At 50.4% G+C, this 22082-nt stretch carries 21 protein-coding genes, 1 pseudogene and 1 riboswitch; of the genes and pseudogenes, 16 read left to right on the forward strand and 6 right to left on the reverse strand.

The genetic code is table 11. The features are described 5' to 3' along the window. Positions 1 to 75 precede the first annotated feature (75 nt). Genes LQ229_RS16900 through LQ229_RS16910 form a run of 3 tightly spaced genes read left to right on the forward strand, consistent with a single transcriptional unit; the run spans position 76 to position 1988 of the window. A complete protein-coding gene (locus LQ229_RS16900; RefSeq protein ID WP_253297949.1) occupies positions 76 to 573 on the forward strand; it encodes a cation:proton antiporter regulatory subunit in 498 nt (165 codons plus the stop codon). Between the two features lie 2 nt (positions 574 to 575). Continuing rightward, entirely contained in the window at positions 576 to 1802 is a 1227-nt protein-coding gene (locus LQ229_RS16905) for a cation:proton antiporter (protein WP_216537075.1), read from the forward strand. Between the two features lie 6 nt (positions 1803 to 1808). Continuing rightward, complete coding sequence (locus tag LQ229_RS16910) at positions 1809 to 1988, forward strand: hypothetical protein (protein WP_216537076.1); 180 nt, start codon at positions 1809 to 1811, stop codon at positions 1986 to 1988. A 73-nt stretch (positions 1989 to 2061) separates the two neighbouring features. Here the strand turns inward: LQ229_RS16910 and LQ229_RS16915 are convergent, their stop codons facing one another. Both LQ229_RS16915 and LQ229_RS16920 read right to left on the reverse strand, forming a co-directional pair. Continuing rightward, positions 2062 to 2757: a PspA/IM30 family protein gene (locus LQ229_RS16915; protein WP_216537077.1), complete on the reverse strand. Its 696-nt coding sequence runs from the start codon at positions 2755 to 2757 to the stop codon at positions 2062 to 2064. 46 nt (positions 2758 to 2803) lie between these two features. Beyond that, on the reverse strand, positions 2804 to 3028 hold the full coding sequence (locus tag LQ229_RS16920) for a PspC domain-containing protein (RefSeq protein ID WP_216537078.1): 225 nt from the start codon (positions 3026 to 3028) through the stop codon (positions 2804 to 2806). A gap of 371 nt (positions 3029 to 3399) precedes the next feature. On the opposite strand from LQ229_RS16920, the gene LQ229_RS16925 reads away from it, so the two are divergent. The 8 genes from LQ229_RS16925 (at position 3400) to LQ229_RS16960 (ending at position 11362) form a co-directional block, all read left to right on the forward strand. Further along, the gene (locus LQ229_RS16925; protein WP_230192348.1) at positions 3400 to 4353 is read left to right on the forward strand and encodes a tyrosine-type recombinase/integrase; all 954 of its coding nucleotides are present in this window, start codon (positions 3400 to 3402) and stop codon (positions 4351 to 4353) included. A gap of 176 nt (positions 4354 to 4529) precedes the next feature. After that, entirely contained in the window at positions 4530 to 4727 is a 198-nt protein-coding gene (locus tag LQ229_RS16930) for an aspartyl-phosphate phosphatase Spo0E family protein (protein WP_216537079.1), read from the forward strand. 6 nt (positions 4728 to 4733) lie between these two features. Then, positions 4734 to 4829: riboswitch (cyclic di-GMP riboswitch) on the forward strand. Between the two features lie 99 nt (positions 4830 to 4928). After that, positions 4929 to 5495, forward strand: a complete 567-nt coding sequence (locus LQ229_RS16935) for an HD domain-containing phosphohydrolase (RefSeq protein WP_216537080.1) — start codon at positions 4929 to 4931, stop codon at positions 5493 to 5495. 134 nt (positions 5496 to 5629) lie between these two features. Continuing rightward, positions 5630 to 6793: a Gfo/Idh/MocA family oxidoreductase gene (locus LQ229_RS16940; protein WP_230192335.1), complete on the forward strand. Its 1164-nt coding sequence runs from the start codon at positions 5630 to 5632 to the stop codon at positions 6791 to 6793. Between the two features lie 13 nt (positions 6794 to 6806). Further along, positions 6807 to 7880: a Gfo/Idh/MocA family oxidoreductase gene (locus LQ229_RS16945; RefSeq protein WP_230192336.1), complete on the forward strand. Its 1074-nt coding sequence runs from the start codon at positions 6807 to 6809 to the stop codon at positions 7878 to 7880. A gap of 20 nt (positions 7881 to 7900) precedes the next feature. Next, positions 7901 to 8749 (forward strand): sugar phosphate isomerase/epimerase family protein, encoded by an 849-nt coding sequence (locus LQ229_RS16950; protein ID WP_230192337.1) that lies wholly within the window; start codon positions 7901 to 7903, stop codon positions 8747 to 8749. A 445-nt stretch (positions 8750 to 9194) separates the two neighbouring features. Beyond that, positions 9195 to 10094 (forward strand): transposase, encoded by a 900-nt coding sequence (locus LQ229_RS16955; protein WP_216537085.1) that lies wholly within the window; start codon positions 9195 to 9197, stop codon positions 10092 to 10094. A 413-nt stretch (positions 10095 to 10507) separates the two neighbouring features. Further along, positions 10508 to 11362 (forward strand): AraC family transcriptional regulator, encoded by an 855-nt coding sequence (locus LQ229_RS16960; protein WP_216537086.1) that lies wholly within the window; start codon positions 10508 to 10510, stop codon positions 11360 to 11362. Positions 11363 to 11378: 16 nt separating this feature from the next. Here LQ229_RS16960 and LQ229_RS16965 read toward each other — a convergent pair whose 3' ends face one another. From LQ229_RS16965 to LQ229_RS16975, 3 genes are all read right to left on the reverse strand, one after another. Further along, positions 11379 to 11615: a helix-turn-helix domain-containing protein gene (locus LQ229_RS16965; protein ID WP_356711102.1), complete on the reverse strand. Its 237-nt coding sequence runs from the start codon at positions 11613 to 11615 to the stop codon at positions 11379 to 11381. 149 nt (positions 11616 to 11764) lie between these two features. Next, a complete protein-coding gene (locus LQ229_RS16970; RefSeq protein ID WP_230192339.1) occupies positions 11765 to 15028 on the reverse strand; it encodes an SNF2 helicase associated domain-containing protein in 3264 nt (1087 codons plus the stop codon). Positions 15029 to 15200: 172 nt separating this feature from the next. Further along, positions 15201 to 15968 carry an HAD-IIB family hydrolase gene (locus LQ229_RS16975; RefSeq protein WP_230192340.1) on the reverse strand — a complete coding sequence of 256 codons (768 nt, stop codon included), beginning with the start codon at positions 15966 to 15968 and terminating at the stop codon, positions 15201 to 15203. A gap of 213 nt (positions 15969 to 16181) precedes the next feature. Between LQ229_RS16975 and LQ229_RS16980 the strand changes: the two genes are divergently transcribed. The 4 genes and pseudogenes from LQ229_RS16980 to LQ229_RS16995 all read left to right on the forward strand — a co-directional run. Further along, positions 16182 to 18101 carry an LTA synthase family protein gene (locus tag LQ229_RS16980; protein WP_356711095.1) on the forward strand — a complete coding sequence of 640 codons (1920 nt, stop codon included), beginning with the start codon at positions 16182 to 16184 and terminating at the stop codon, positions 18099 to 18101. 33 nt (positions 18102 to 18134) lie between these two features. Further along, positions 18135 to 18476 (forward strand): DeoR/GlpR family DNA-binding transcription regulator, encoded by a 342-nt coding sequence (locus LQ229_RS16985; RefSeq protein WP_230192341.1) that lies wholly within the window; start codon positions 18135 to 18137, stop codon positions 18474 to 18476. A 23-nt stretch (positions 18477 to 18499) separates the two neighbouring features. Further along, the gene (locus tag LQ229_RS16990; RefSeq protein WP_230192342.1) at positions 18500 to 18685 is read left to right on the forward strand and encodes a hypothetical protein; all 186 of its coding nucleotides are present in this window, start codon (positions 18500 to 18502) and stop codon (positions 18683 to 18685) included. 94 nt (positions 18686 to 18779) lie between these two features. Continuing rightward, positions 18780 to 18995: pseudogene (locus tag LQ229_RS16995) on the forward strand (mannose-6-phosphate isomerase); the annotation flags it as partial. 558 nt (positions 18996 to 19553) lie between these two features. Here LQ229_RS16995 and LQ229_RS17000 read toward each other — a convergent pair. Then, complete coding sequence (locus tag LQ229_RS17000) at positions 19554 to 19754, reverse strand: hypothetical protein (RefSeq protein ID WP_230192343.1); 201 nt, start codon at positions 19752 to 19754, stop codon at positions 19554 to 19556. An 866-nt stretch (positions 19755 to 20620) separates the two neighbouring features. Between LQ229_RS17000 and LQ229_RS17005 the strand changes: the two genes are divergently transcribed. Then, positions 20621 to 21964, forward strand: a complete 1344-nt coding sequence (locus LQ229_RS17005; protein ID WP_230192344.1) for a response regulator — start codon at positions 20621 to 20623, stop codon at positions 21962 to 21964. Positions 21965 to 22082 lie beyond the last annotated feature (118 nt).

Here is a 22082-nt window from a genome sequence, read left to right on the forward strand (position 1 = left end):
AATGTGTTGTTGTAAGGCAACGCGATTATTTCACGTTCGCGGAGCGCGTAAAATTTCATTTGGGAGGTTCAGCGTATGATTAATATTCGCGAATCCGACTTGCCGGGCATTGGCCGGAAATTTCTGGTTGAAACCCGCGGCGGAGATAAGTTAGTCATTGTTATTCATGATGACGGAAGAAGAGAATTATATCATTTCTTTCACGACGATGCGGAAGAATGCATTTCCTCGATCACGCTTGAAGACGATGAAGCCAGGACGGTTGCCGCTATTGTCGGCGGAATGAGCTATAAGCCGAAGGCTTTGGAGACGATTGAAATCGAACTGAACGATTTGATCGTGGAATGGTACCGTGTCGATGCAAACGCCAAATGCGTCGGCAAGACGATCGGCGAATTGAATATCCGCCAAAAGACAGGCTCGACCGTCATTGCCGTCGTGGAAAAAGACCACAAAAAATATATTAGCCCGGGGCCCGATTACAGGCTAAATGCGGACTCCACACTCATTGTCGCAGGTGAGAGGCAGCAACTGAAAGCATTGAAGCACATTATACTGTATGGGAGTGATTGATATTGGACCACATCGTACTAGAGATCGGGCTTGCGATTATTCTTATCGCGATCGGCGGGCTTATTTCGGCTAAACTACGGTTTTCCATCATACCGTTTTATATATTGATCGGCATGGCTGTAGGTCCCCACGCCCCCAAATTCGGCTCATTCGACCTTCGGTTTATCGAAAGCGCGCCGTTCATCGAATTTATGGGCAGACTTGGCGTCCTGTTCTTGCTTTTTTACTTGGGGCTGGAATTTTCGGTAGGCCGCCTGATCAAATCGGGCCGTTCCATCGCGGTGGGCGGAACGATCTATATCGCAATTAACTTCACATTGGGATTGATATTCGGGTGGGCGTTAGGTTTTCCTTTAAGCGAGACGTTGGTCATCGCCGGGATTACGACGATTTCATCAAGCGCGATCGTGGCCAAAGTGTTGGTCGACCTGAAGCGGACGGCGAATCCCGAAACCGAGATGATTCTCGGCATTATCATGTTTGAAGATGTCTTCCTGGCCGTTTATATTTCGATATTGTCCGGCCTCGTATTGAGCGGTTCTTCTTCTTTAGGCGGGGTTTTGTTGTCCGCCGGAATCGCGCTCGGATTTATGCTCGCTTTCCTCATTATTGGCCGCAAAGCAGTTCCTCTTTTGAACCGTGCGCTTAATATACGATCGAACGAAGTCTTTATGCTCGTTATTTTCGGACTGTTGTTCGTCGTGGCGGGCTTCTCCGAGACGATCCACGTCGCGGAAGCGATCGGCGCGCTGCTTGTCGGTTTGGTGCTGGCGGAGACGGAACATATGAAAAGGATCGAGCATCTTATTTTACCGTTTCGCGACTTTTTCGGGGCGGTCTTCTTCTTCAGTTTCGGACTTACCATTAATCCGCTGGAACTTGGCGGCGCCGTATGGATGACGTTGGGTGCGGTAGCGTTGACGCTGGTCGGGAACTTCGTGGCAGGGATGCTGGCCGGACGAAGCGCCAAATTATCCGGCAAAGCGTCTTCCAATATCGGGCTCACCATCGTATCCCGCGGCGAATTTTCCATTATTGTCGCCAATTTGGGCAAAGCGGGCGGACTGCTCGAAATTTTACAGCCATTTGCGGCATTGTACGTCTTGATTCTGGCTATATTAGGGCCGCTCCTCACCAAGGAATCGAAAATGGTCTATAAATTGCTGAACAAAGTGTTTAAGTGGGATAAACCTGTAAGAAAAGGATCGAATCATAATATGAGAGGATGAAAAGTTGTGAGTCTGCATAGTGAACCGACGGTTAAAAAGGGTGTAACCGAACGCGGGAGGCATCACGACGAACAGGCGGAATGGGATAAGGCGCAAATGATCATGGTGCGCGATGTAAGAAACGCACTAATATTTACCGCAGTATTCGGTATCGTTTTAGCGGGACTTTATTTTATCATGAATTGATTACGGGCGCAAAAGAACATGATCGAATACAAGAAGGCTGCCGACCTTGACGGGTCAGGCAGCCTTCCGTATATTACTCCGCTTGCGGCAGTTTGTTGCGCAGCCGCGCCAGTTGCTCTTCGATGTAAGCTTCCCGTTTCGCGGCAGCTTCCGTCTGCTCGCCGGAACCGGCAGCCGGAATCGGCGCGATTCCCGCATGCGCGGATGCATACTTGCTTAGCTCATGCTGAGCTTCCAACTGCATAATTTTCTCTTCGATTCGTTCGAAACCGCGCGCGGCCGTTCCGCCTTCGAGCCCTCGCGAAAAACTGGACACAGCCGTTTGCGCTTCGGCTTTTTGCAGGCGCGCGGCCAATTCCGTCCGTTTCTCCTGCAGCTTGGCATATTCCGTCTCTGCCGCTTCCAACTGCTCGGCAAGCATTACGGATTGCACTTTGGCGTCCTCGCGGCGAGCCGTATATTCCGTTATTTTTTCCGAATAATTCATTTTCGCTTCCAGCGCAAGCCGCGCTTCCGCCTCTTGACCTCCTTGGAGAGCCTCCATGGCCTTTAATTCGCTATGTTCCGCAAGCCGGGACAATTCTACGATTCTTTGCTCCATCGCTCTCTCCGTCGCTTGCTGCTGCAGAAGCGATTGTTTGAGCTCGTCGATATCGCCTTTCATATCGCGAAGATACTGGTTCATCATGATGACAGGATTTTCAAGCTTGCCAAGCACCTCGTGCGCCGTCGCTTTCGTCAAATCCACCAATCTATTCAATACTCCCATGTTGTTCCACTCCTTTTATTCATTTATATTTACAATGGGCTTGAAATTAATAGTATCTGTAATCATTCGTATAGAACGGTTCCCCATACGGCGCTTTCGGGACAATCAAGCTGGCAACGATGTAGATCAGCGCGACCGTTCCGAAACTGAAGAGCGCGGATATAATTACAAGAAGCCTTACGATGCCGGAACCGACGCCGAGCCATTCCGCAACGCCTCCGCACAGCCCCGTCAGCTTGCTGTCCATTCTTGAACGATATAGTTTGTTCATTCGAATCGTCTCCTTCTCATTTATCGTTAAACGTTGTTGTTGTTTTCTTATGTCTTTATTGTAGAGCCGGAGAGATTTTCTTGAAACCGACCCCGGGCGGTTTTTCATACTGGCCTTAAGTTGGGGAAAGGTTACTACCGAAGGCATAGTTTATCGGAAATAGAGTTACTTTGGGTCATTTTTTAACGTATAATGGTAGCTGTTAGAGCGAAAAGCAACCGACGGAGGTAGAGTGGATGGGAATAATGGGAATATGATGTCCTGAATGTATAAGCGGTTACATAACCGAAGGTTGTTTCATCCTGAAAATGCAAATAATGGTGTTCGTACAATTTGCGTTGTTCGAAATAATAAAGGAGGCAGAACTACTCATGCAACTTCAAGCAATCTTACCTCATCTCCCTAATCACACGACGAACAGCGAGTCGTATTCCGACGACCAGATCGTGAATATGTTTATCTCCACGGGTAATCGTTCCAAATATACGATTCGAAATTATCGTAACGCCATTAATAAATTTCGCATGTTTATCGCGAATAAAAGATTAAGAGATGTGACATGGAGGGAAATTGAGGTTTACAAGATTAGTTTAATGGAAGGGTATCTCAGTAAAGACAACAAGCCTCAATCTCCTGCGACTATAGCTATACATATAGCTCCTTTGCGTTCGCTGTATAGTTGGGGGAGCGATCCGAACATCGGCATATTCAGTCACAATCCGACAACTTGCGTTCGTACGCCGAAAATTAAGGTGACCAGCAAAAATCATTATTTAACGGTTCGTGAAGTCGTTATACTGTTCGAGCATTTGAAAAAACAAGGATTTCGGGATTATATTATCGGACTAACCCTCGTTCTCCTGGGGCTCAGAGTTTCCGAACTGACGGCTATAAAATGGGAAGATTTCCATGCCGATCCGGAGGAAACTTCGATTTGGCTGACGGTACACGGCAAGGGGGACAAGCAGCGCGAGGTAAAAGTACCGCAGATGTTATGGGACTTACTAGGTCAGTATTCGGCAACGGAGGATCCAATATACGGGAAAGGTTCGAATCAAAGATTGTTTCCCTATTCCGTTCGGTTAATAGAGAAAATCATCCAGAAAGCGCGCGACCGCAGCGGTCTAGGCAAAAAAGTAACCCCTCACTGGCTTAGGCATACAAACGCCACATTGGCCCTGTTGCGCGGAGCGTCGTTGCAGCAAGTCCAAGAATCGCTAGGCCATACGCATATCAACACTACACAACGTTATCTTCACACGGTACAACAAATTCAAAAAGCAGCTCCCGACTATGTCGAAGATTGCTTAAAGGGAAAGATCTAGGCACTAGTTCCTAGATCTCCTCGAGGAAAGAGTTGTTAATTTGGTCCATTTTTACTATAATACAAATTGGTAATAAGTTGTAGAAATAAAGAGTATTTTATCGTTAATTGTCGAACAACGCAAATTGTACGAACTATATTTTACCACGAGAAATTCAAAAAAGAGGGGGTTTGGAGATGAAGGGGAAGGAGGAAAAAAATACCGACCGGAATCGTCGCAATTTGCGTAAAAAAATCGAGAAAACGAGGCAAAAGCTTCATTTGGCGGAGCGGCGGGGGGGTACGCTGTCGGACTCTGGCGTTTACGACGTTAGCGTTCAATTAGACGGCTTAATTATGGAATACTATAAACGGGAAAAAGATCATCCTAATTAAATCGCATAACCGAAAAGGCACACTTATCGAAAGATAGGGTCGCAAAGCTATAGGGGTTAAGGCGTTGTCCGCATGGAAACGTTATGCTAGCCAGTTACCGAAATGAAGAGGAAATCCTTCTGTTTTTTCGGAGGATTTTCTTGTTTTTTACCTGTTCGTCTGATAGGAATGTCGCCATAAACGCGACGAAAGAGGGGTCATATGCAAAGTATTGTAACCTTCGAAGAGTTGGACTTGTTAAAGGAAAAAGATATCGATACATACCGCCACAGCCTTAAAGTAGGCAAACTCGCGCTAAGTATGGCGTTTCACTTGAATTTGGACCAGAAGCGAACGCGTCTGCTTTACAACGGCTGTTGTTTGCATGATATCGGAAAGTTGTTTGTTCCGGATACCATATTGCGCAATCAAGAAGAACTCGAGCCGAGCGAGTGGGAGACGATGAAAAGCCATCCTTCGCTTGGAGCCGAACTGTTGCGAAAACGATCGAATGTGGATCAGGATATTATCGACATTGTTGAATTCCATCACGAACGATGGGACGGACATGGCTATCCCTACGGCTTAAAAGGAGCGGATATTCCGATGTTCGCCCGGATTTGCGCCATTATCGACTCTTTCGAGAGCATGCGTTCGGATCGTCCTTACCGCAAACGGCTGTCGTTAAGCCAGGCGAAGGATGAACTGCGGAACAATAGCGGTACGCAATTCGACAAATATTACGTCGACGTATTTCTTAGCTTGCCCGATACGATTTTGGATCAGTAACAGTAAAATGACAACCAGAGTTAAATTTTCAAGAGACATTGATTAATGTGAGTGAAGAGATCGCGCCCGCGCCATGCTACGATGAACATAGCGAAACACGTTAAAATAACTGCTTATGAAAGGAATTTAACGCTATGGAAAAAGTACGCATCGGCATCGTCGGGCTAGGAAATATGGGTACGGCACATGCGAAATATTTGATTGAGAACGGAGTGAAGGGCGCGGAGCTTGCCGCCGTTTGCGATAGTCGGCCGGAACGGCTGCGGTGGGCGGAAGCGAATCTGGGCGAACGGGTCGAACGGTATATGCGCGCGGAAGATCTTCTGGACTCCGGACGGGTCGACGGGGTGTTGATTACGACGCCGCATTACGATCATCCCGAACAAGCCGTTCAAGCTTTGCGGCGCGGCCTGCACGTGCTCGTCGAGAAACCGGCCGGAGTCTATACGAAGCAAGTCCGGGAAATGAACGAGGCGGCGGCGAAGTCCGGCAAAGTATTCGGCATTATGTACAATCAACGGACAAATCCGCTTTACACGAAATTGAAAGATCTCATCTCCTCCCGAGAGCTTGGCGAGGTTCGGCGAACGAATTGGATTATTACGAACTGGTACCGCTCGCAAAGCTACTACGATTCCGGCGGCTGGCGGGCGACGTGGGCTGGGGAGGGCGGAGGCGTGCTTATCAATCAAGATCCGCATCAGCTTGATCTGTGGCAATGGACGACAGGTCTGATGCCAAAGCGGATTCGGGCGTTCTGCTCGTTCGGCAAGCATCGCAACATTGAGGTCGAGAATGAAGTGACCGCCTATGCGGAGTATGACAACGGAGCGACAGGCGTATTCGTGACATCGACCTGCGAAGCTCCGGGAACGAACCGGTTCGAGGTTACCGGCGAACGGGGCAAGGTCGTCATTGAAGACGGACGTTTGACGTTTTGGCGTTTGCGGGTTTCCGAGCCGGAATTCAATCGAACATTCCAGGGCGGATTCGGCGAGCCCGAGCATTGGAAATGCGAAGTGCCGGTGGAAGGGGATAACCCGCAACATCAAGGCATCACGCAAAATTGGACGAATGCGATCTTGCACGGTACCCCTTTGCTCGCTCCGGGCGAAGAGGGCATCAAAGGATTGATGCTGTCCAATGCGATGCTTCTCTCCACTTGGACGGACGATTGGGTCGATCTGCCGATCGACGAAGATTTGTTCTATCAACATTTGCAGGAAAAAATACGCACTTCCGCCTCGTCCGGCCAATCCGGCGAATACAAAACGCTGGATGTCGGCGGCACATACTAAGGGGGGAAAGGACATGCAAAAACAAGACGGAATGAATTATGCCCCAAAAGGAAAGCCGCAGCCGGTCGTGAGCCGCGGAGAATTCGTCTTTGCGGCAATGGCGCTCGATCACGGGCATATTTACGGGATGTGCAACGGGCTTGTAGAAGCGGGGGCGACGTTGAAATGGGTATTCGACCCGGATCCGGACAAAGTCCGAAATTTTTGCAACGTCTATCCGGGAGTTAAGGCGGCGACATCGGCACAACAAATATTGCAGGATCCCGAGGTAAGCCTTGTCGCGGCGGCAGCCGTTCCCGTGGAACGCGGACCGCTCGGCGTGGAAGTGATGCGGCACGGTAAAGATTATTTTACGGATAAGGCGCCGTTCACCACGCTCGAGCAATTGGAAGAAGCGAAGGCGGCTGTCGCCTCCACCGGGCGGAAATACGCGGTCTATTACAGCGAGCGCCTTCATGTGGAGAGCGCGGTGTTCGCAGGCACGCTCATTCGGGAAGGCGCGATCGGACGCGTCGTCCAAGTGCTTGGCCTCGGACCGCATCGTCTCAGCGCAGCTTCGCGGCCGAAGTGGTTTTTCGAGCGCGACAAGTACGGCGGCATATTATGCGATATCGGCAGCCATCAAATCGAGCAGTTCCTGTATTACAGCGGATGCAAGGACGCCAAGGTGCTTCATAGCAAAGTGGCCAACTACCGCTCCAAGGAATATCCGGAGCTGGAGGATTACGGCGACGCAACACTGCTGGGCGATAACGGGGCGACCCATTACTTCCGCGTAGACTGGCTGACGCCGGACGGATTGGGCACATGGGGCGACGGGCGGACCGTCATTCTCGGCACGGAAGGCTACATCGAATTGCGCAAATATATCGATATCGCCCGCGATCCCGGAGGAGACCACCTCTACTTGGTCAACGGATCGGGCGAACGCCATTACGAATTAAGCGGCCAAGTCGGTTATCCGTATTTCGGCGAACTGATTCTCGACTGTATCAACCGCACGGAAATCGCGATGACGCAGGAGCATGCGTTCAAGGCGGCGGAGTTATGCTTGCTGGCGCAGAAGCAGGCGATTCGCGCGGAATAAGCATTGGAGGGTTAGGCGTAATGAAACTATCCGTATTCACCGTTTCCACCCCCGATTTGACGCCGGAAGAATTGGCGTTGGCGGCCAAAGAGGCGGGCATAGAAGGCATTGAATGGCGATTTCAAGACGTGCCGGAAGACGCGAAGGACGAAGCGCCATCCTATTGGCGCAACAACCGCTGCTCGATTGCTACGCGCGCGGACGACGAACTGCTGCAGCGATTCCGACAGGCCGCCGCCGCGCAAGGACGTGTATCCGTCAGCGTAACCCCGTATTTGACGGTAGGCGACGTGGAAGGAACGGAACGCGTCTTGCAGGCCGCGAGCCGGCTTGAAGCGAGTTTCATCCGCCTTGCCGTCCCTGGCTACGACCGGACGAAGCATGTGCGCGAACTGATGGAGCAGGAGCTGGCCTATTTGCGGCAGGCGGCGCCGCTATGCAAACGGTACGGCGTCAAAGGTTTGCTCGAAACGCATCACGGTACGATTGCGGCCAGTGCCAGCGCGGCATTGCGCTTGGTGGAGGAATTCGACCCGGATACGGTCGGAGTGCTGTACGATCCCGGCAACATGGTCCATGAAGGCTACGAAAACTACCGCATGGGTATGGAATTGCTGGGACCGTATTTGGCTCATGTTCATGTGAAGAACGCCGTATGGCAACCTGACGGGGAAGCGTCCGACGCGAGCGCGGCCTGGAGAGTCTCCTGGCAGCCGATACAGCGGGGAATCGTCCCTTGGAGTCAAGTGATCGAGGACTTGAAGGCGGTCGGCTACGACGGATATTTGGGCGTGGAGGACTTCAGCGGCGAATATGCGTCGAGAGACATGCTTATGCGGTTCTCAGCTTATTTGCGCAGCCTGTTATAGTTTTATCGGACCTCAAAGGTGACCTACTTTCGAGAGAGGCTCCGAAGGAGCCTCTCTTATAATGGATGGCAGCCGTTGCAGCGCTATTCATTGTGGCACCATTGCTGTTCCTATCTTTCTGCCGATATCCCTCTCGTTCAGCCCTTCTGTCGATATCCCCTTCTTTCAGACTTCTGTCAGAATCCCTTTGATTCAGATCCTTTTACCAACATCTTTTTTTTCAAACCTTCTGTCGAAATCCCCCTTGTTCAGAAGCAAGGTTTATTTCCAGAGGTAAGAGGTATATGCCAAAAATTCACTTCCTTCAGGGACGATTGCAGATTCGAACGGAAAAAGGCTTTATACTTTTCAAAAAAATAAAAATGATACTTGAAATAGGAACATATGTTTGGTAAAATAAATGCAAACATAGGTTCTTGTTTTTGGTGATTCGGGAGGTATTGCCATGTCCGAGTTGTTATCCTTTGAAGCGTTCTCCACTTACTATGAGAAGGAAGAGACGTGTGTACAAGCATGGTTCGATATGAGATGGCCGGACGGCTTTCGCTGCCCCCGGTGTCAGCATCCTAACGCTTACATTATCAAGACCCGCAGGCTTCCTTTATATGAGTGTCAAAGCTGCAGGGCGCAGACCTCGCTCATTGCGGGGACGGTCATGGAAGGCAGCCGCACTTCGTTGCGCAAATGGTTTCAGGCGATCTATCTACATGCCAGGCCGGAGAGCGTCAACGCTGTCCAATTAGCCCGGATCATTGAGGTTACTTACAAAACAGCTTGGCTGATCTGCCATAAGCTGCGGCATGCCATGTCTCAAATCGAATCAGCGGAGCTGTTGTCGGGGCTGGTTCGCATTTCGGAAGCCATCTACGCGAGAAGGTTTACGCGGCCCTTTTGGTCATGGCATGTGCCGGAACAACCTCTTTTGGTCGGTGTCTCGACGGACGACAACGGAACCATCCTCAAGTTGAAAATAGAGAAGCAAAAGAAAGAAAAAATCAAAGACCCCTATACGCCTTTTTCGGTTGAAGGTTTTATCGATCGTCATGTGGAAAGGAAAGCGGCAGCCCATGCAGTTGTAACGCGCTGTACGGGGCGCAGGCGCAACCTCAGATTGATCTCACTTGCGTGGGAAGCTGAGAAGTGGTTGGCTGCTGTGTTTGGAGGCATTGGCAGCAAACATTTGCAAGCTTATCTAAATCAATTTTGCTATATGTTTAATCATTTCCGAGAGTCTCTGCTCAAACCGCTGTTTAATAGCTGTGTGCAGTCACGAACGATTACCTATCGGGAGCTTGTCGGCAGTGCTGCCGAATCGGGTATGACTCATTATAAAATCGCGTCCTAAATGCATCGTTCTAGTTACGTTTGTGATAGGGTAATGTTTTTTTCATTTAACTTGCATTATCGTATGATTTGCACCACTTTTCAGGTGCGTTCGTTTCTCTTTTCAACTTCATTCGAAATACATTTTTTAGCTTCGAGCCCGTGAGAGTACTTTTTAACTTCACTAGAGATTCATGACAGATACTTCTGACCTGAGCGAGCGGGATTTCGACAGAAGGCGGAAAAAACAGATACCGCCATGGTCTGGCATCACTCGAAATCGAAGGCGGAAAAAAGCAGATATCGTGGTCCGGCATAACACAACGCGAAAAGGAACGCACGCTATCCGCCACAAAAGGAAGAGGAGGGGACAGGTTCACTCTTTCGAAGGATCGTGGTATGCTTTGAACAACGAGCTACGAAGGAGGAGAGCGAATGTCCGCCCTAACTGCCGCGCATCCGAGCATTATCGATTTTATCTATCGCAACGACAGCCCGATCGATCCTGTTTTTCATTCCCATTCCCATTACGAAATTTACTATTTTGTCGAGGGAAAGTGCAATTACCTCATCGGCGACAAAATTTATTTTCTATCCCCCGGCGATCTCATCTTGATGAACGGCATGACGCTGCATTGTCCGAAAATCGATCCGAACGTCAAATACGTCCGTTCCATCATTCATTTCGAACCGGCTGGATTGCGCCCGTATCTTGAGCCTCATCATTCGTTAAACGTCCTTCAGCCCTTTCAGGAATTGGGCAATGTCAGAATCGGCCTGCGGGGCGAAGACAAAGCGGAGATGGAGCGAATGCTCGATTATTTGCATGTGTTATACAAGCGCGGCGACCGCATCGGCATGAACCGATGCCAGCTTGCTTTTGTGGACTTGCTGTATTTCATTTACGAACATTGCCGCAAGCCGTTGCAAGACAAAGGGGAGCTTCTCTCGGAGAAAGAAAAAACGGTGCAGCGGATCATTTCTTTGCTGGAGCGCAGCTACATGGAAGACTTACATCTGGAGCATCTTCAACGGCATTTGCACTTGAGCAAATATTATTTGGCGAAAATATTCAAAGAAATTACCGGCGTGACCATCTTTGAATTCGTGTACCGGCGGCGCATCAACCAGGCGAAAATCGAGTTTATGCTCGATCCGAAGGCGTCGGTGACTGAGGTCTGCTTCAAGCTCGGTTTCAAGCATCTCGCTCATTTCAGCCGCGTGTTCAAACAGCAAACAGGTTTGTCTCCGGAGAAATATAGGAAGTCGGTGCTATCCTCGACCGATTAAAGATCCCGGGCCGTCGTCACGGAAGAGCAAATTGGCTCAGACTGCTGCCGGTCTTCCGCTTGAAAATTCTACTGGACGTATGAATGTCCGAATAACCGACCTTTTCCGCGATTTCGCCGAAAGACAAATCGGTCTGCATGGCGAGTTCTTTCGCTTTTTCAATCCGCTTACTCAAGCCGGAAATTTCCTCGATATCCTTCATGTTGATTTTCTCGTGATAATGATCGACAAGATAATTTTTGACTAGGATCATTTTCGACACGGTCTTTTGATTGCTTCGGGTCTCCGTCGGTTTCTTCTCGCCGCCTTTCCGTAATTCGCACAAAATATGCATCAGTAATTGCTGGCACAGCACTTTATTAGTGAATCCCGCTTGGCCTTAATGGAGGAGGGACCGTCCGGTCAGATCATTAAAATGTCGCGCAGCTCTTGCTCCGTCAGCGAGGATAACGCTTCCTGGCCCGGCCGGATCACTTCGTCGACCAGGTTCTTCTTTTTCTGCTGCAGTTCGTACATTTTGTCCTCCACGGTTCCTTGGGCGACGAGGCGAATCACTTGCACGACGCTCTTCTGCCCGATCCGGTGGGCGCGGTCCGCCGCTTGCTGCTCTACGGCCGGGTTCCACCAGAGATCGTAGAGAACGACGGTATCGGCCCCGGTCAAGTTGAGCCCGGTTCCGCCGGCTTTTAAGGAGATAAGGAACAACTCGCGTTCGCCCCCGTTAAACCTGTTGCATAACGCAACGCGCTCGGAAGCGGGAGTTTGGCCGTCCAGGTAGAAATGCTGAACGCCCCGATACCCGAGTTCCCGCCGGATGATGCCGAGCATTTCGGTGAATTGCGAGAAGATCAGCATGCGTTTTCCCGCGCTCAAACATTCCTCGATAATGTCCAACAATTGCTCCAGCTTGGCCGAACCGCCGGCATATCCTTCGACGAATAAGGCGGGATGGCAGCATAACTGGCGCAGTCTTGTCAGCCCGGCCAAAATTTTAATCCGGTTTTTGTCGAAACTGTCCTCGTTCAGATGCCGCAACGTTTCTTTTTGCAGCTTGGCCAAATAAGCCGCATATAGCTTCTTCTGCTCCGGAAGCAGCTCCGAGGCTTGCACGGATTCGATCTTGTCCGGCAATTCCTTCAGCACCTCGCTCTTCAAGCGGCGCATCAGAAACGGACGGATCCGCTTGGCCACAGTTTCCCGGGGCAATTCGATGAAAGCCTGCCGATCCGGGAATAATTCCGGGAACACGGCGTCGAAGATGGACCATAATTCTTCCAATGCGTTCTCTACAGGCGTGCCGGTAAGGGCAAATCGATACTTGGCCTGAATTCGCTTGACCGCTTGCGCCGTCTGCGTCGTCCTGTTTTTGAAAAATTGCGCTTCGTCCAAAATAAGCGTGTGAAACGAATGCTCGGCATAGCGTTTCATATCTTTGCGCAGCAGCGGATAGGAGGTAATGACGACGTCGGCGCTGTTCGTCCGGACGGCATTCGTCAACATCCGGTTCCGTTCCGTACTGCCGCCGCTCGGAATCACCGCCCGGATGTCCGGAGCGAACTTCTTCAGTTCATTCAACCAGTTGTATACGAGCGAAGCGGGCGCAACGACGAGCGCCGGCTGGCCTTGGCTTCTGATCTCCGGCAGCACGGAAGCGATAAAGGCGATGCTCTGCACCGTTTTGCCAAGCCCCATTTCATCCGCCAGAATGCCGCCGAAACGGTAAAGGGCAAGCGTCTTCATCCATTGGTATCCTTCGTTCTGATATTCCCTGAGCACCGAAGCAAGGCCTTGCGGGACAGGGAAATCGGAATGATCGGGATTACGCATGCTTTCCAGCAGCCGGCGAAACGATTTGCCCAGCTTGACGGCCCTTCCTTGTTGCGGGTCGTCGATCAAACGGAGCCCGCGCACGATGGGGAGGCGAAATTCATTTCCATGCACATCTCCTCGGGCCATGCCGGTTTCGTTAATAAAGCGGGCGATTTCCTGGAATTCGGCGCTTTCCAGCGGCAGCAGCGTACCGTTTCTTAACCGGTAATAGGTGCGCTTCTCCTCGAGAGAGCGAAGCAACTCGCGGATTTCCGACGGGGGAATGCCGTCAATGTCGAAACGAACTTCCAGCCAGTCGGTTCGTTCGTCCGTATCCACCGTTACCTTCGGCGGAACGTATCCGGTATGAAGCCTGATCTTGACGGCGGAGGTCGCGTAGACTTGAAGCAGCTTCTCCAATTGCGGCACGATGCGATACAAAAATTCGAATTCCGCCTCTTCGTCCTCCATGAAATAACCGGATTCCGTCCGAGCGAAGGAGCTCTGCTCCATCAGTTCCAGAATCCGTCCTTCCCGATTGCCGTCCCGCATTAGGATGGGCCCGTTGCGTCTGCCGGCTTCACTCTCCAACGGATTGATCACAATGTCCCCGTATTGGAATTCCAGCGCGGCAAGCAGCCGGTCCTTCACCCGGTCCAAATACAGCCTGGCTTGCAGCTGCGTTTGCAGCATGCGATCGGAAACCGATTGGGCGATGCGAACGCTGCCCAGTTTCATTAAGCCGGGCACGACCTGTTCCATCACCGGCTCCATCCGCTCCGGCGGAATCCGGATGCGATGCGTACGGGAAGCTTCCAGCATCCGTTTCAGCCGGGAGAGCCGCCTGCACGGATCGGACGGCAGCCGAATCAGATTTCCTTCCGTCAGGACGGCTTCATACGATTCCATCACCGTAATGTTCTCCAATCCTTGCACGTCCATTTGATATTCGGGGGCCTCTTCGGTCGGCGCTTGGCCGAGCTCGAAGCGAACCGGGATCGCTTCGTCGGATATGCGGATTCCGTCAAAGCAGCCGCCTGCATGTTCGAGTTGGGTGCTGGGAGCCTGAACGAGCAAAGGAAGGAGGCTTTCCCATGACACCGGGGGGACAGGCAGGGCGCTTTCGCCTCCCGCAAGTCCGGCATGGACGGGATAAGGCTCCGAATGGTCGCGATACATCCGGTCATGCTGCGAAATCCGGATTAACTGCCGAATGACCGCGTCGTCTTCTTTCTGAAAGCAGTACACCTCCGGATCATAGGTGAATGATTTGGATAAGGCGCAGGTTTCCCGCCGCTGAACCCGATCGAGAAAATCGGCGATCCGGCGAACCGTATATAGCCGCTTCGGCCCAACCTTGATTTCGATGGCGAAGAACTGCTTTCCGTCTCGAAGGGGCAGGCATTTGCATGTAAAAGATACTTTCAGCGGTTGCCTGGTATCGTAGACGATTCCCGCGCCGCTTGGGCGCATCGGTTTGTAGTCGAACAATTCCAGCACGTCGTCCGTAAGCCGCAAATCGTCCGCGGACGCCCGGGAAGCTCCCGAACGAACCGGCGCCGTTCCGGCATGCTTGCGATCCCGGATGGCGAGCAGCACGGCGGCGATATGCGAACAGTATTTATCGTAAGAAGAAAGGGAGGGACAAGTGCATTCCGCATGCACGCGTCCGCTCTGCTCGACGTGGACGGACACGCGGGAGACGGAGCTTTCTTTAACATCGGCTTCATAAACTTGCGATTCGGCGTCAAATTTGGTAAAAGACACCTTCCCCGCCTTGTTAAAGGCTTTTCCTTTTTTATATGAAATTTGACCGCATAATAACGCGATGAGTCGTTCCGTCATCTGAATGCCCATAGCTGGTTCCTTTCTTTTATGGAAATGTGGCGTTTCGGAAAAAGCTTATCCTTCCATAATAACAGAAATGATCCCGCGGCGCTTCAACCGCTACGCCGGATTTTGCATCGCAACCATTTCCGGGGGCGCCGCTTGAAGCCGAAAAAAAATCCGGGGCTTCAGTCCCCGGATTTTATACGCTAGTACCCGCTTTTGCAAGCTCCTCCAGCTTCGCTATTATTCGTTCCTCGACATGCCCGTCAAGCGGAATGCGCTCTTTGGCGATCGCGTTCAGTTCCGCGTGGTCCCCGATCGCAACGGAATGGCGCGCCTTCTCGAACATCGGGATATCGTTCATATCGTTGCCGAAGCATACGAACTCCCCTTCCTGTATGCCGAAATGTTCCAATGCGGTCATTTTATTAACGCCGCGGCAAGTCATGTCCACTACATTTTCCCCGGCATGGGAATGAATGGAGACGCCGGCGCTTTCGAGCTTTGCATGAAGTTTCGGCACGTCGTCGCAGTCGAGGACCAATATTTTCACGATTCGTTCCAACCGTTCGATTTCCGTCTTGTCCGCCAAGCCCAGCGGATCGATCTGTTGTATAAACGGATGGCCGGAGTCGCCGAGGCAAGCATAATTCCAATCGCCGTCGATTAGTGCCGTGGCGCGGCAATCGCGCAGAAGAGCGAGAACGGATTCCGCCACAGGCTGCGGAAACGCTTCGATGCGCACCGTTTCGCCGCGGAAGCGGGTCATCGCTCCCCCCGCGCCGATGAGCAGCTTGCCGTGAAGCCTGTCGTCCAATACGGGCAACATGTCGCGGCAATGTCTGGCCGAAGCGAACCCGATCCGATGCCCAAGCGATTCGAGACGAAGCAAAACGTTCGTCAATTGCGGGGATACGGGCAGCCCCTTGTAGCAAATGGTCCCGTCGAGGTCGAAGATGAAATACATGATGTCACCGTCCCTTAATAGAGGTAGTTCAAAAAGTCCTCATTTTGACTTTTGAACTCGCATTGTTTAGGTAGAATGTCTTACCATTAATTCGACAAAACATGCCCATTACCTTCTGCAATCGTTTTGTAGTAAAATATAGTTTGTGACGTTTTAAGCTGCATTTCATGTTCACGTGATATACTGTTGAACGCGAAAGGGGAGGGAATCGTTTTGCAAGGGATATTACGGTGGATGAGCCGGCCGTTCTTCGTTTTTACGGTATTCATGGTACTGAAAATCAACTTGTCCTGGCTAGTCATATTCGGCGCAAAGGATACGGGAACCGCTCTTCTTGTCAGCGTACCGTCCGTTTGGGTTGTGTTCGGCTTGATCGAATTGCTCGCTAAGAAACGTAAAATTTTATTTTATATGATTGCGAATTTCGCGATGACGTCGGTTTATTTTGCGGCAATTATGTATTACAAATATTATGGCGTCATTGTCAATTACCGCGCGCTGCAGCAAGCGAAACAAGTCGTCCAAGTCAAGAGCAGCGTATTCGATTTAATGCATCCCTACTATTTGCTCATCTATCTCGATGTGGTCGTTCTGCTCGTCATGTTCCTGTTCTCGAAGAACATTCGCGGGTGGGGCAAAGAGCTCGAACGTTCCGGGCGCCGCATCGTTCCGATCATGCTCGCCGCTTCGTTGTTGTTCTGTCTCGCCACCATTTGGATGAATCGCGGAATTGTCAACGAAATAAAGCAGGCCGAGCAGATGGGCATACTTAATTATCAAGTCTATACCGTACTCGCGGATATGAAAAAAGAAGAGCTGGACCCGCCCGATACGATCGACCGGGATGAAATCAGAACGCTGAAAGGCATCGCGTCCGGGAACGAGGATCAAGGGCCTTATTGGAGTGCGGCCAAAGATAAAAATATTGTTATCATACAACTCGAATCGTTTCAAAACTTCCTGATCGGATTGACGGTGGACGGGCATGAAGTGACGCCGGTACTAAATCGGTTGGCGAAGGAAGCTTATTATTTTCCTCATATGTATCAACAAGCCGGACAAGGCAATACGTCCGATGCCGAGTTCATTACGAATACGTCGTTCTATATTCCGCCGAACGGCGCCGCCGCGGATATCTATACGGGCAAAGATTTGCCCAGCTTGCCGAAGCTGGTGCGCGAGCATGAATACAAAGCGTTTACGTTCCATACGAATGACGTGACCTTCTGGAACCGGAACCGAATGTACCCGGCGCTGGGATTCACCCGATATTACGACCGGGCGTTTTTCGGCGAGGAAGATCAGCTCGCTTTCGGCGCTTCGGACGAAGTGTTATATGCCAAAACGGCGGCGGAGCTTGCCAAGTATCAAGAAGAAGGGCAGAAATTTTACGCGCATGTCATCTCAATGTCGGCGCATCACCCGTACGATTTGCCGGAAGACAAATACGCCGTGCCGATTCCGGATGAGATGAAGGACACGCTCGTCGGCAACTATCTTCGTGCCCAAAGTTATGCCGACGCCGCGCTGGGCCAATTTATCGAAGAATTGAAGCAAAGCCATATTTGGGAAAATAGCATGATCGTCATCTACGGAGATCATTTGGGGCTTCCGATGTACTCGCTCAACGAGCCGGAATTGGCGATGCTTCGGCAAATGTTGGGAAGAGATTATTCTTATACCGATATGTTGAATATTCCGCTCATCGTTTCCGTTCCGGACGGGCCGCCGCCGCAAGCGTTCGACCAAGTAGGGGGACAAGTCGATATTATGCCGACGGTCGCTCATTTGGCGGGAATGCCGATGGAAGGGCGAACGTTCTTCGGGCAAAATTTGCTGAATAATAAGCATAACATTTTGCCGGAGCGCTATTATTTGCCCTCGGGCTCGTTTATTAACGATGAAGGAGTGTTCATTCCCGGCGAAGGCGTGGAGGACGGTGACTTGCATTTAATCCGGGACCGCGTTCTGGCGGGAGCCGGCGATCGGGACGGCGCGAAGACGGATGAAGAGCTCGGAAAGCAAAGATTGGCCGAGCAATTGGAGCGGTACCGGGACGAATATGAACGGGCGCTGCAACTGCTGCATATATCGGACAGTTATGTGAAGCAGCTTCCGGATCTCGAAAATTAACAAAAACGAACAAGGGCGGGCACGATTACGAATATGAGCGAATTGCTGAACGTGTCGGAAATGACCGTTCGCCGGGATTTGAAGGAATTGGAGAAGGAAGGCATCGTACGGCGCACGCATGGCGGAGCCGTATTCGTGCAAACGCCGAACCCGGAGCCGCCCTTTGACGAGAAACGAGGGGCGCATTTGGATTTGAAAGAGCGGATTGCCGAATATGCCGCCAATCATTTCGTTCGCGACGACAGCGTCATTTTCCTGGAGGGAGGCACAACCGTAACGGGCATGGCCGGCTTTCTCGGGCAATACCGGGATTTGCTGATTGTGACGAACGGCCTGTACACCGCCTCCGCGTTGAAGAAGATCGTGTCCAATTGATGGAAAGCTAAGTCAAGCGGGCGATGAAAGCTTCCGCGAAACGGACGGTCATGATGATCGATTCGACCAAGTTCGGCGTATGCTCTTCCTTAACTTCGTTCCAGTTGAAGGAAGTCGACGCCGTCATTACGGACGATGCCGCTCCGGCGGATATCGTCGAGCAAATCGTCAATGCGGGCGTTGAAGTTCATACGGTACCAAGCAAGTAACGGCAGTTTCTGTGAATTGCCGCTTTTCCATGTTCAACCGACGATCGCGTCTTCGGATTTATGTCGAATCTGTACACGCGATTCGGCGCCGAATTTTCCGATCCGGTTCGACTTCCTCGATACGATGGGCGGACAAAATTTGAGCCTTCAGGTTCATCCGTTGAACGAATATATTTACGAGCAATTCGGTATGCATTACACTCAGGACGAAAGCTATTACATGCTCGATGCTAAGGATGATGCGATCGTCTACTTGGGATTGAAGGACGATGTCGATCCCGAAGCAATGATCGGCGACCTGGAGCGCGCTCAAACCGGAGAAATTTCGTTCCCGGCACAGTGCTGTCCAAGTTGTACGGAATACAACATGATGACGGGGCAGAAGGCGAAATGGGCCGCTATGTTGTACAATTTACAACAATTTCGTTAGTAGAACGGCTGTATGGCCCGTTTTGACCCCGAAATGTTGTAAAAACTACAGCATAGGCATCTTGGCCGCATGAAAAAGATGCAAAATGTTGTATTTTGTACAGGATAGCCCCGGGGGATTTTCGTAAGCAGGCGGATTTAGGAGCGATTCCGATGCGATGATGAGATACGTTCGTCCATGCGGATTTGCGAGCTCTCGAGACGATGCGGACCGCCGCTTTTTCCGGGACAGCATGGGGCGGTCCGAGCGACGCGGTTGAAGAAGACCCACGGGCATTGGAATTGATCCAATGCTTTTTTTGTAACGGAAATAGAAGACCTTAATGTGGAAAAAAGCAGGTTATTCGATTTCTAACGGAAGCCAGTGCTCTTATTCGTTGTTTTCCTGGCGGGAAATGGACGAATAACCGCAAATAAGGTCCCGTAGTTCCGTTACATTTTAAAAAGTCTCAATTTTGCTCAAATAGAGTCCTGTAGTTCCGTTAGCCGCGAACGCGTCAGCTTCCAGTACGTCGACAGACCCGACTCCAGTACGTCGACAGACCCGATTCGTCCCATCAGGCTGCAGTTTCATCGGATATTTTTGCCGCGGCAATACGGCGGCGCCAGCGGAGACGAGGGTGTTTCCTATCTTCGACATACCGTCAGGTTGCGATATCGAAAAGGATGCCCTCTTTTCATTTGATAAGGCTTACTATGAAAAAAGCAGATTCTCATATTTATCTAAAGAATCTTATATTTTGCTTTTTTTGAAAGCGGTTTATATTCGAGTGAATAAAGGATAACGGAGTAGCAAAGGGAGGTTGCAACATAAGAAAAGGAAGCAAGATAGTCGCGATCATTGCATTGCTGGCTTCGGTCGCGGGGTTGCTGCCGGCATATGCCGCCGCAGAAGACGATACTGCATACGATGTGGTCGACCGATCGCGGACATGCAGCGAAACACCGTGCCGGGAGCTGCGCGCGGTGGGAAAAGAGTCTCAATCTTGCGTTAAACAAGCCTGTCCAGTTGTCATCCATTTCGAAGACCGAACCGCAATTCGCGGCTGAAAATAGTACCGACGGCAACGCCAATACGCGCTGGAAGTCCAATGACGGAGATCTTGGCAAGTGACCGGACAATCCAAACAGACAAAATGATTAAAGTCGGCGTTCCTGCCATAGCAAATATCGTTTTCGCGGATCCGACGAACGATATTGAGGTTGAATACGGCGCAGAGGAGGAGCAGGTGCGATTCCGGCTTCCGAGAATCGTCGATATTACTTTGGATAACGGTTCGATTGTTCGCGGAGGTCGATCCCGATTCGTGGAATGCCGGAGCGGCCGTGATATTGAACAGAGGAATCAACTAAAAAGGGAAGTAAACTCGGGTGCTGCACTGGGTTTATCGTATGCAAAGCGCTCTCAAGTTTCTTATGATAAATATATCCGCCGCCGAAGAGTAAAGTAATTCGATATTTTGCTCCAGTTGGAGATCATAGAACAGATTCAAAGGGTGAATAACAATGTATCGTATACTCGTTGTCGACGATCAGAAGGTAGAAGTGGAAACGATCACATGGCTGCTTCGGAAACATCATCTTCCTCTCATCGTGTCGCAAGCATTTCATGGCGAAGACGCTTTGGCGCAAATAAAGAATCAGCATTTCGATATTTTGTTTACAGATATTAAAATGCCGTTTATAGACGGATTGGAACTCGCGAGTCGCGCTAAAGAAATGCGTCCCGATTTAAAAGTGATTATTTACAGCGCTTTCGGAGAATTCGATTATGCTAGAAAAGCGATACAAATCGGCGTGGCCCATTATATTTTAAAACCGATTGTAGTAGAGCAGTTTCTCGAAATTATGAATCAGGTCATCGATTTATGCGACCTGGATCGCCAAAAAAACGAAAATAAGGAGCGATTGATACAAGGATACGAGAGGGCGGTCCAATATGAACGGGGAAACTTGTTCCATGCTTTGCTTCACGGATATGAGTGGGACGAATATTTTCAAGAAAAAATAAAATTTGCCGGGATTTCGCTTCAAGATACTTCGTTTCAAATGCTTCTCGTCGATTTGCAAGACCGGTTTTTCGATTTGCATAATTATGCGTTCGAATCCCGGTTGGCCCAATTGATCACCGATTCGTACTTCTATCTTAATCTGAACGAACGTCAAGGCATTCTTATTTTTATGTATCCATACGGCGCCGACAGGCAATCGAAAGTCAGGAATTATGCGAATGAGATGAAAAGATGGATTACCGAGCAATATGGAATGCGCTGCTTTATTGTGATCGGAAGCGCCGTGCATGATCCTCAGGATTTGCATGCGGAGTATGATCGGATGGAACAACAATTGGATTATCGATTCTACCTTGAAGGCAGCATAATTTGGGACAAGGACAAGAGCCTGGTTATGAAGGAGCAATCGACGGACGACGTTGAGCAAACGATTCATGAAATATATAAGCAAATTGAAAGCGCTGACTTTCATGAGCTTCCCAATCATATTAACATTCTTATCGGCAGGCTGAAGAATGCAGGACATTACAGCCCGCTATATACCAAAACGGTCTTTACCGGCATATTGCGCAAAATTGGCGAGGAACACCGCGATCAATATCCGATCAGCATGAATCGAATGTCGGATCAAATTGCCAAGATCGAGCACCTGACCGACCTGCACCGTTTGATCAATACGATAATCGAGGCGCTTATCGAGCAGAAGGAATCGAACGGGGAAGAGAACCGCAAAGTCATCGGTGAAGTGATGAAATATATCGATCGTCATTACAGCCGGGATATCGGCCTGCAAGACATTGCGGAGCATGTATATTTATCTCCAAGTTATTTAACCTAAATTTCGAAAGCCCGTAATATCAAACACTGAATATAGTGGATCTGCCTCGCGGACTGTAAAAAAGTGGAGGTTTCCCAGTTCGTTCGGTTCAAGTCAACATTATGTGGATACACTTTCC

It is taken from the genome of Paenibacillus sp. CECT 9249 (genome assembly GCF_918697855.1).
Lineage (GTDB): Bacteria > Bacillota > Bacilli > Paenibacillales > Paenibacillaceae > MSJ-34.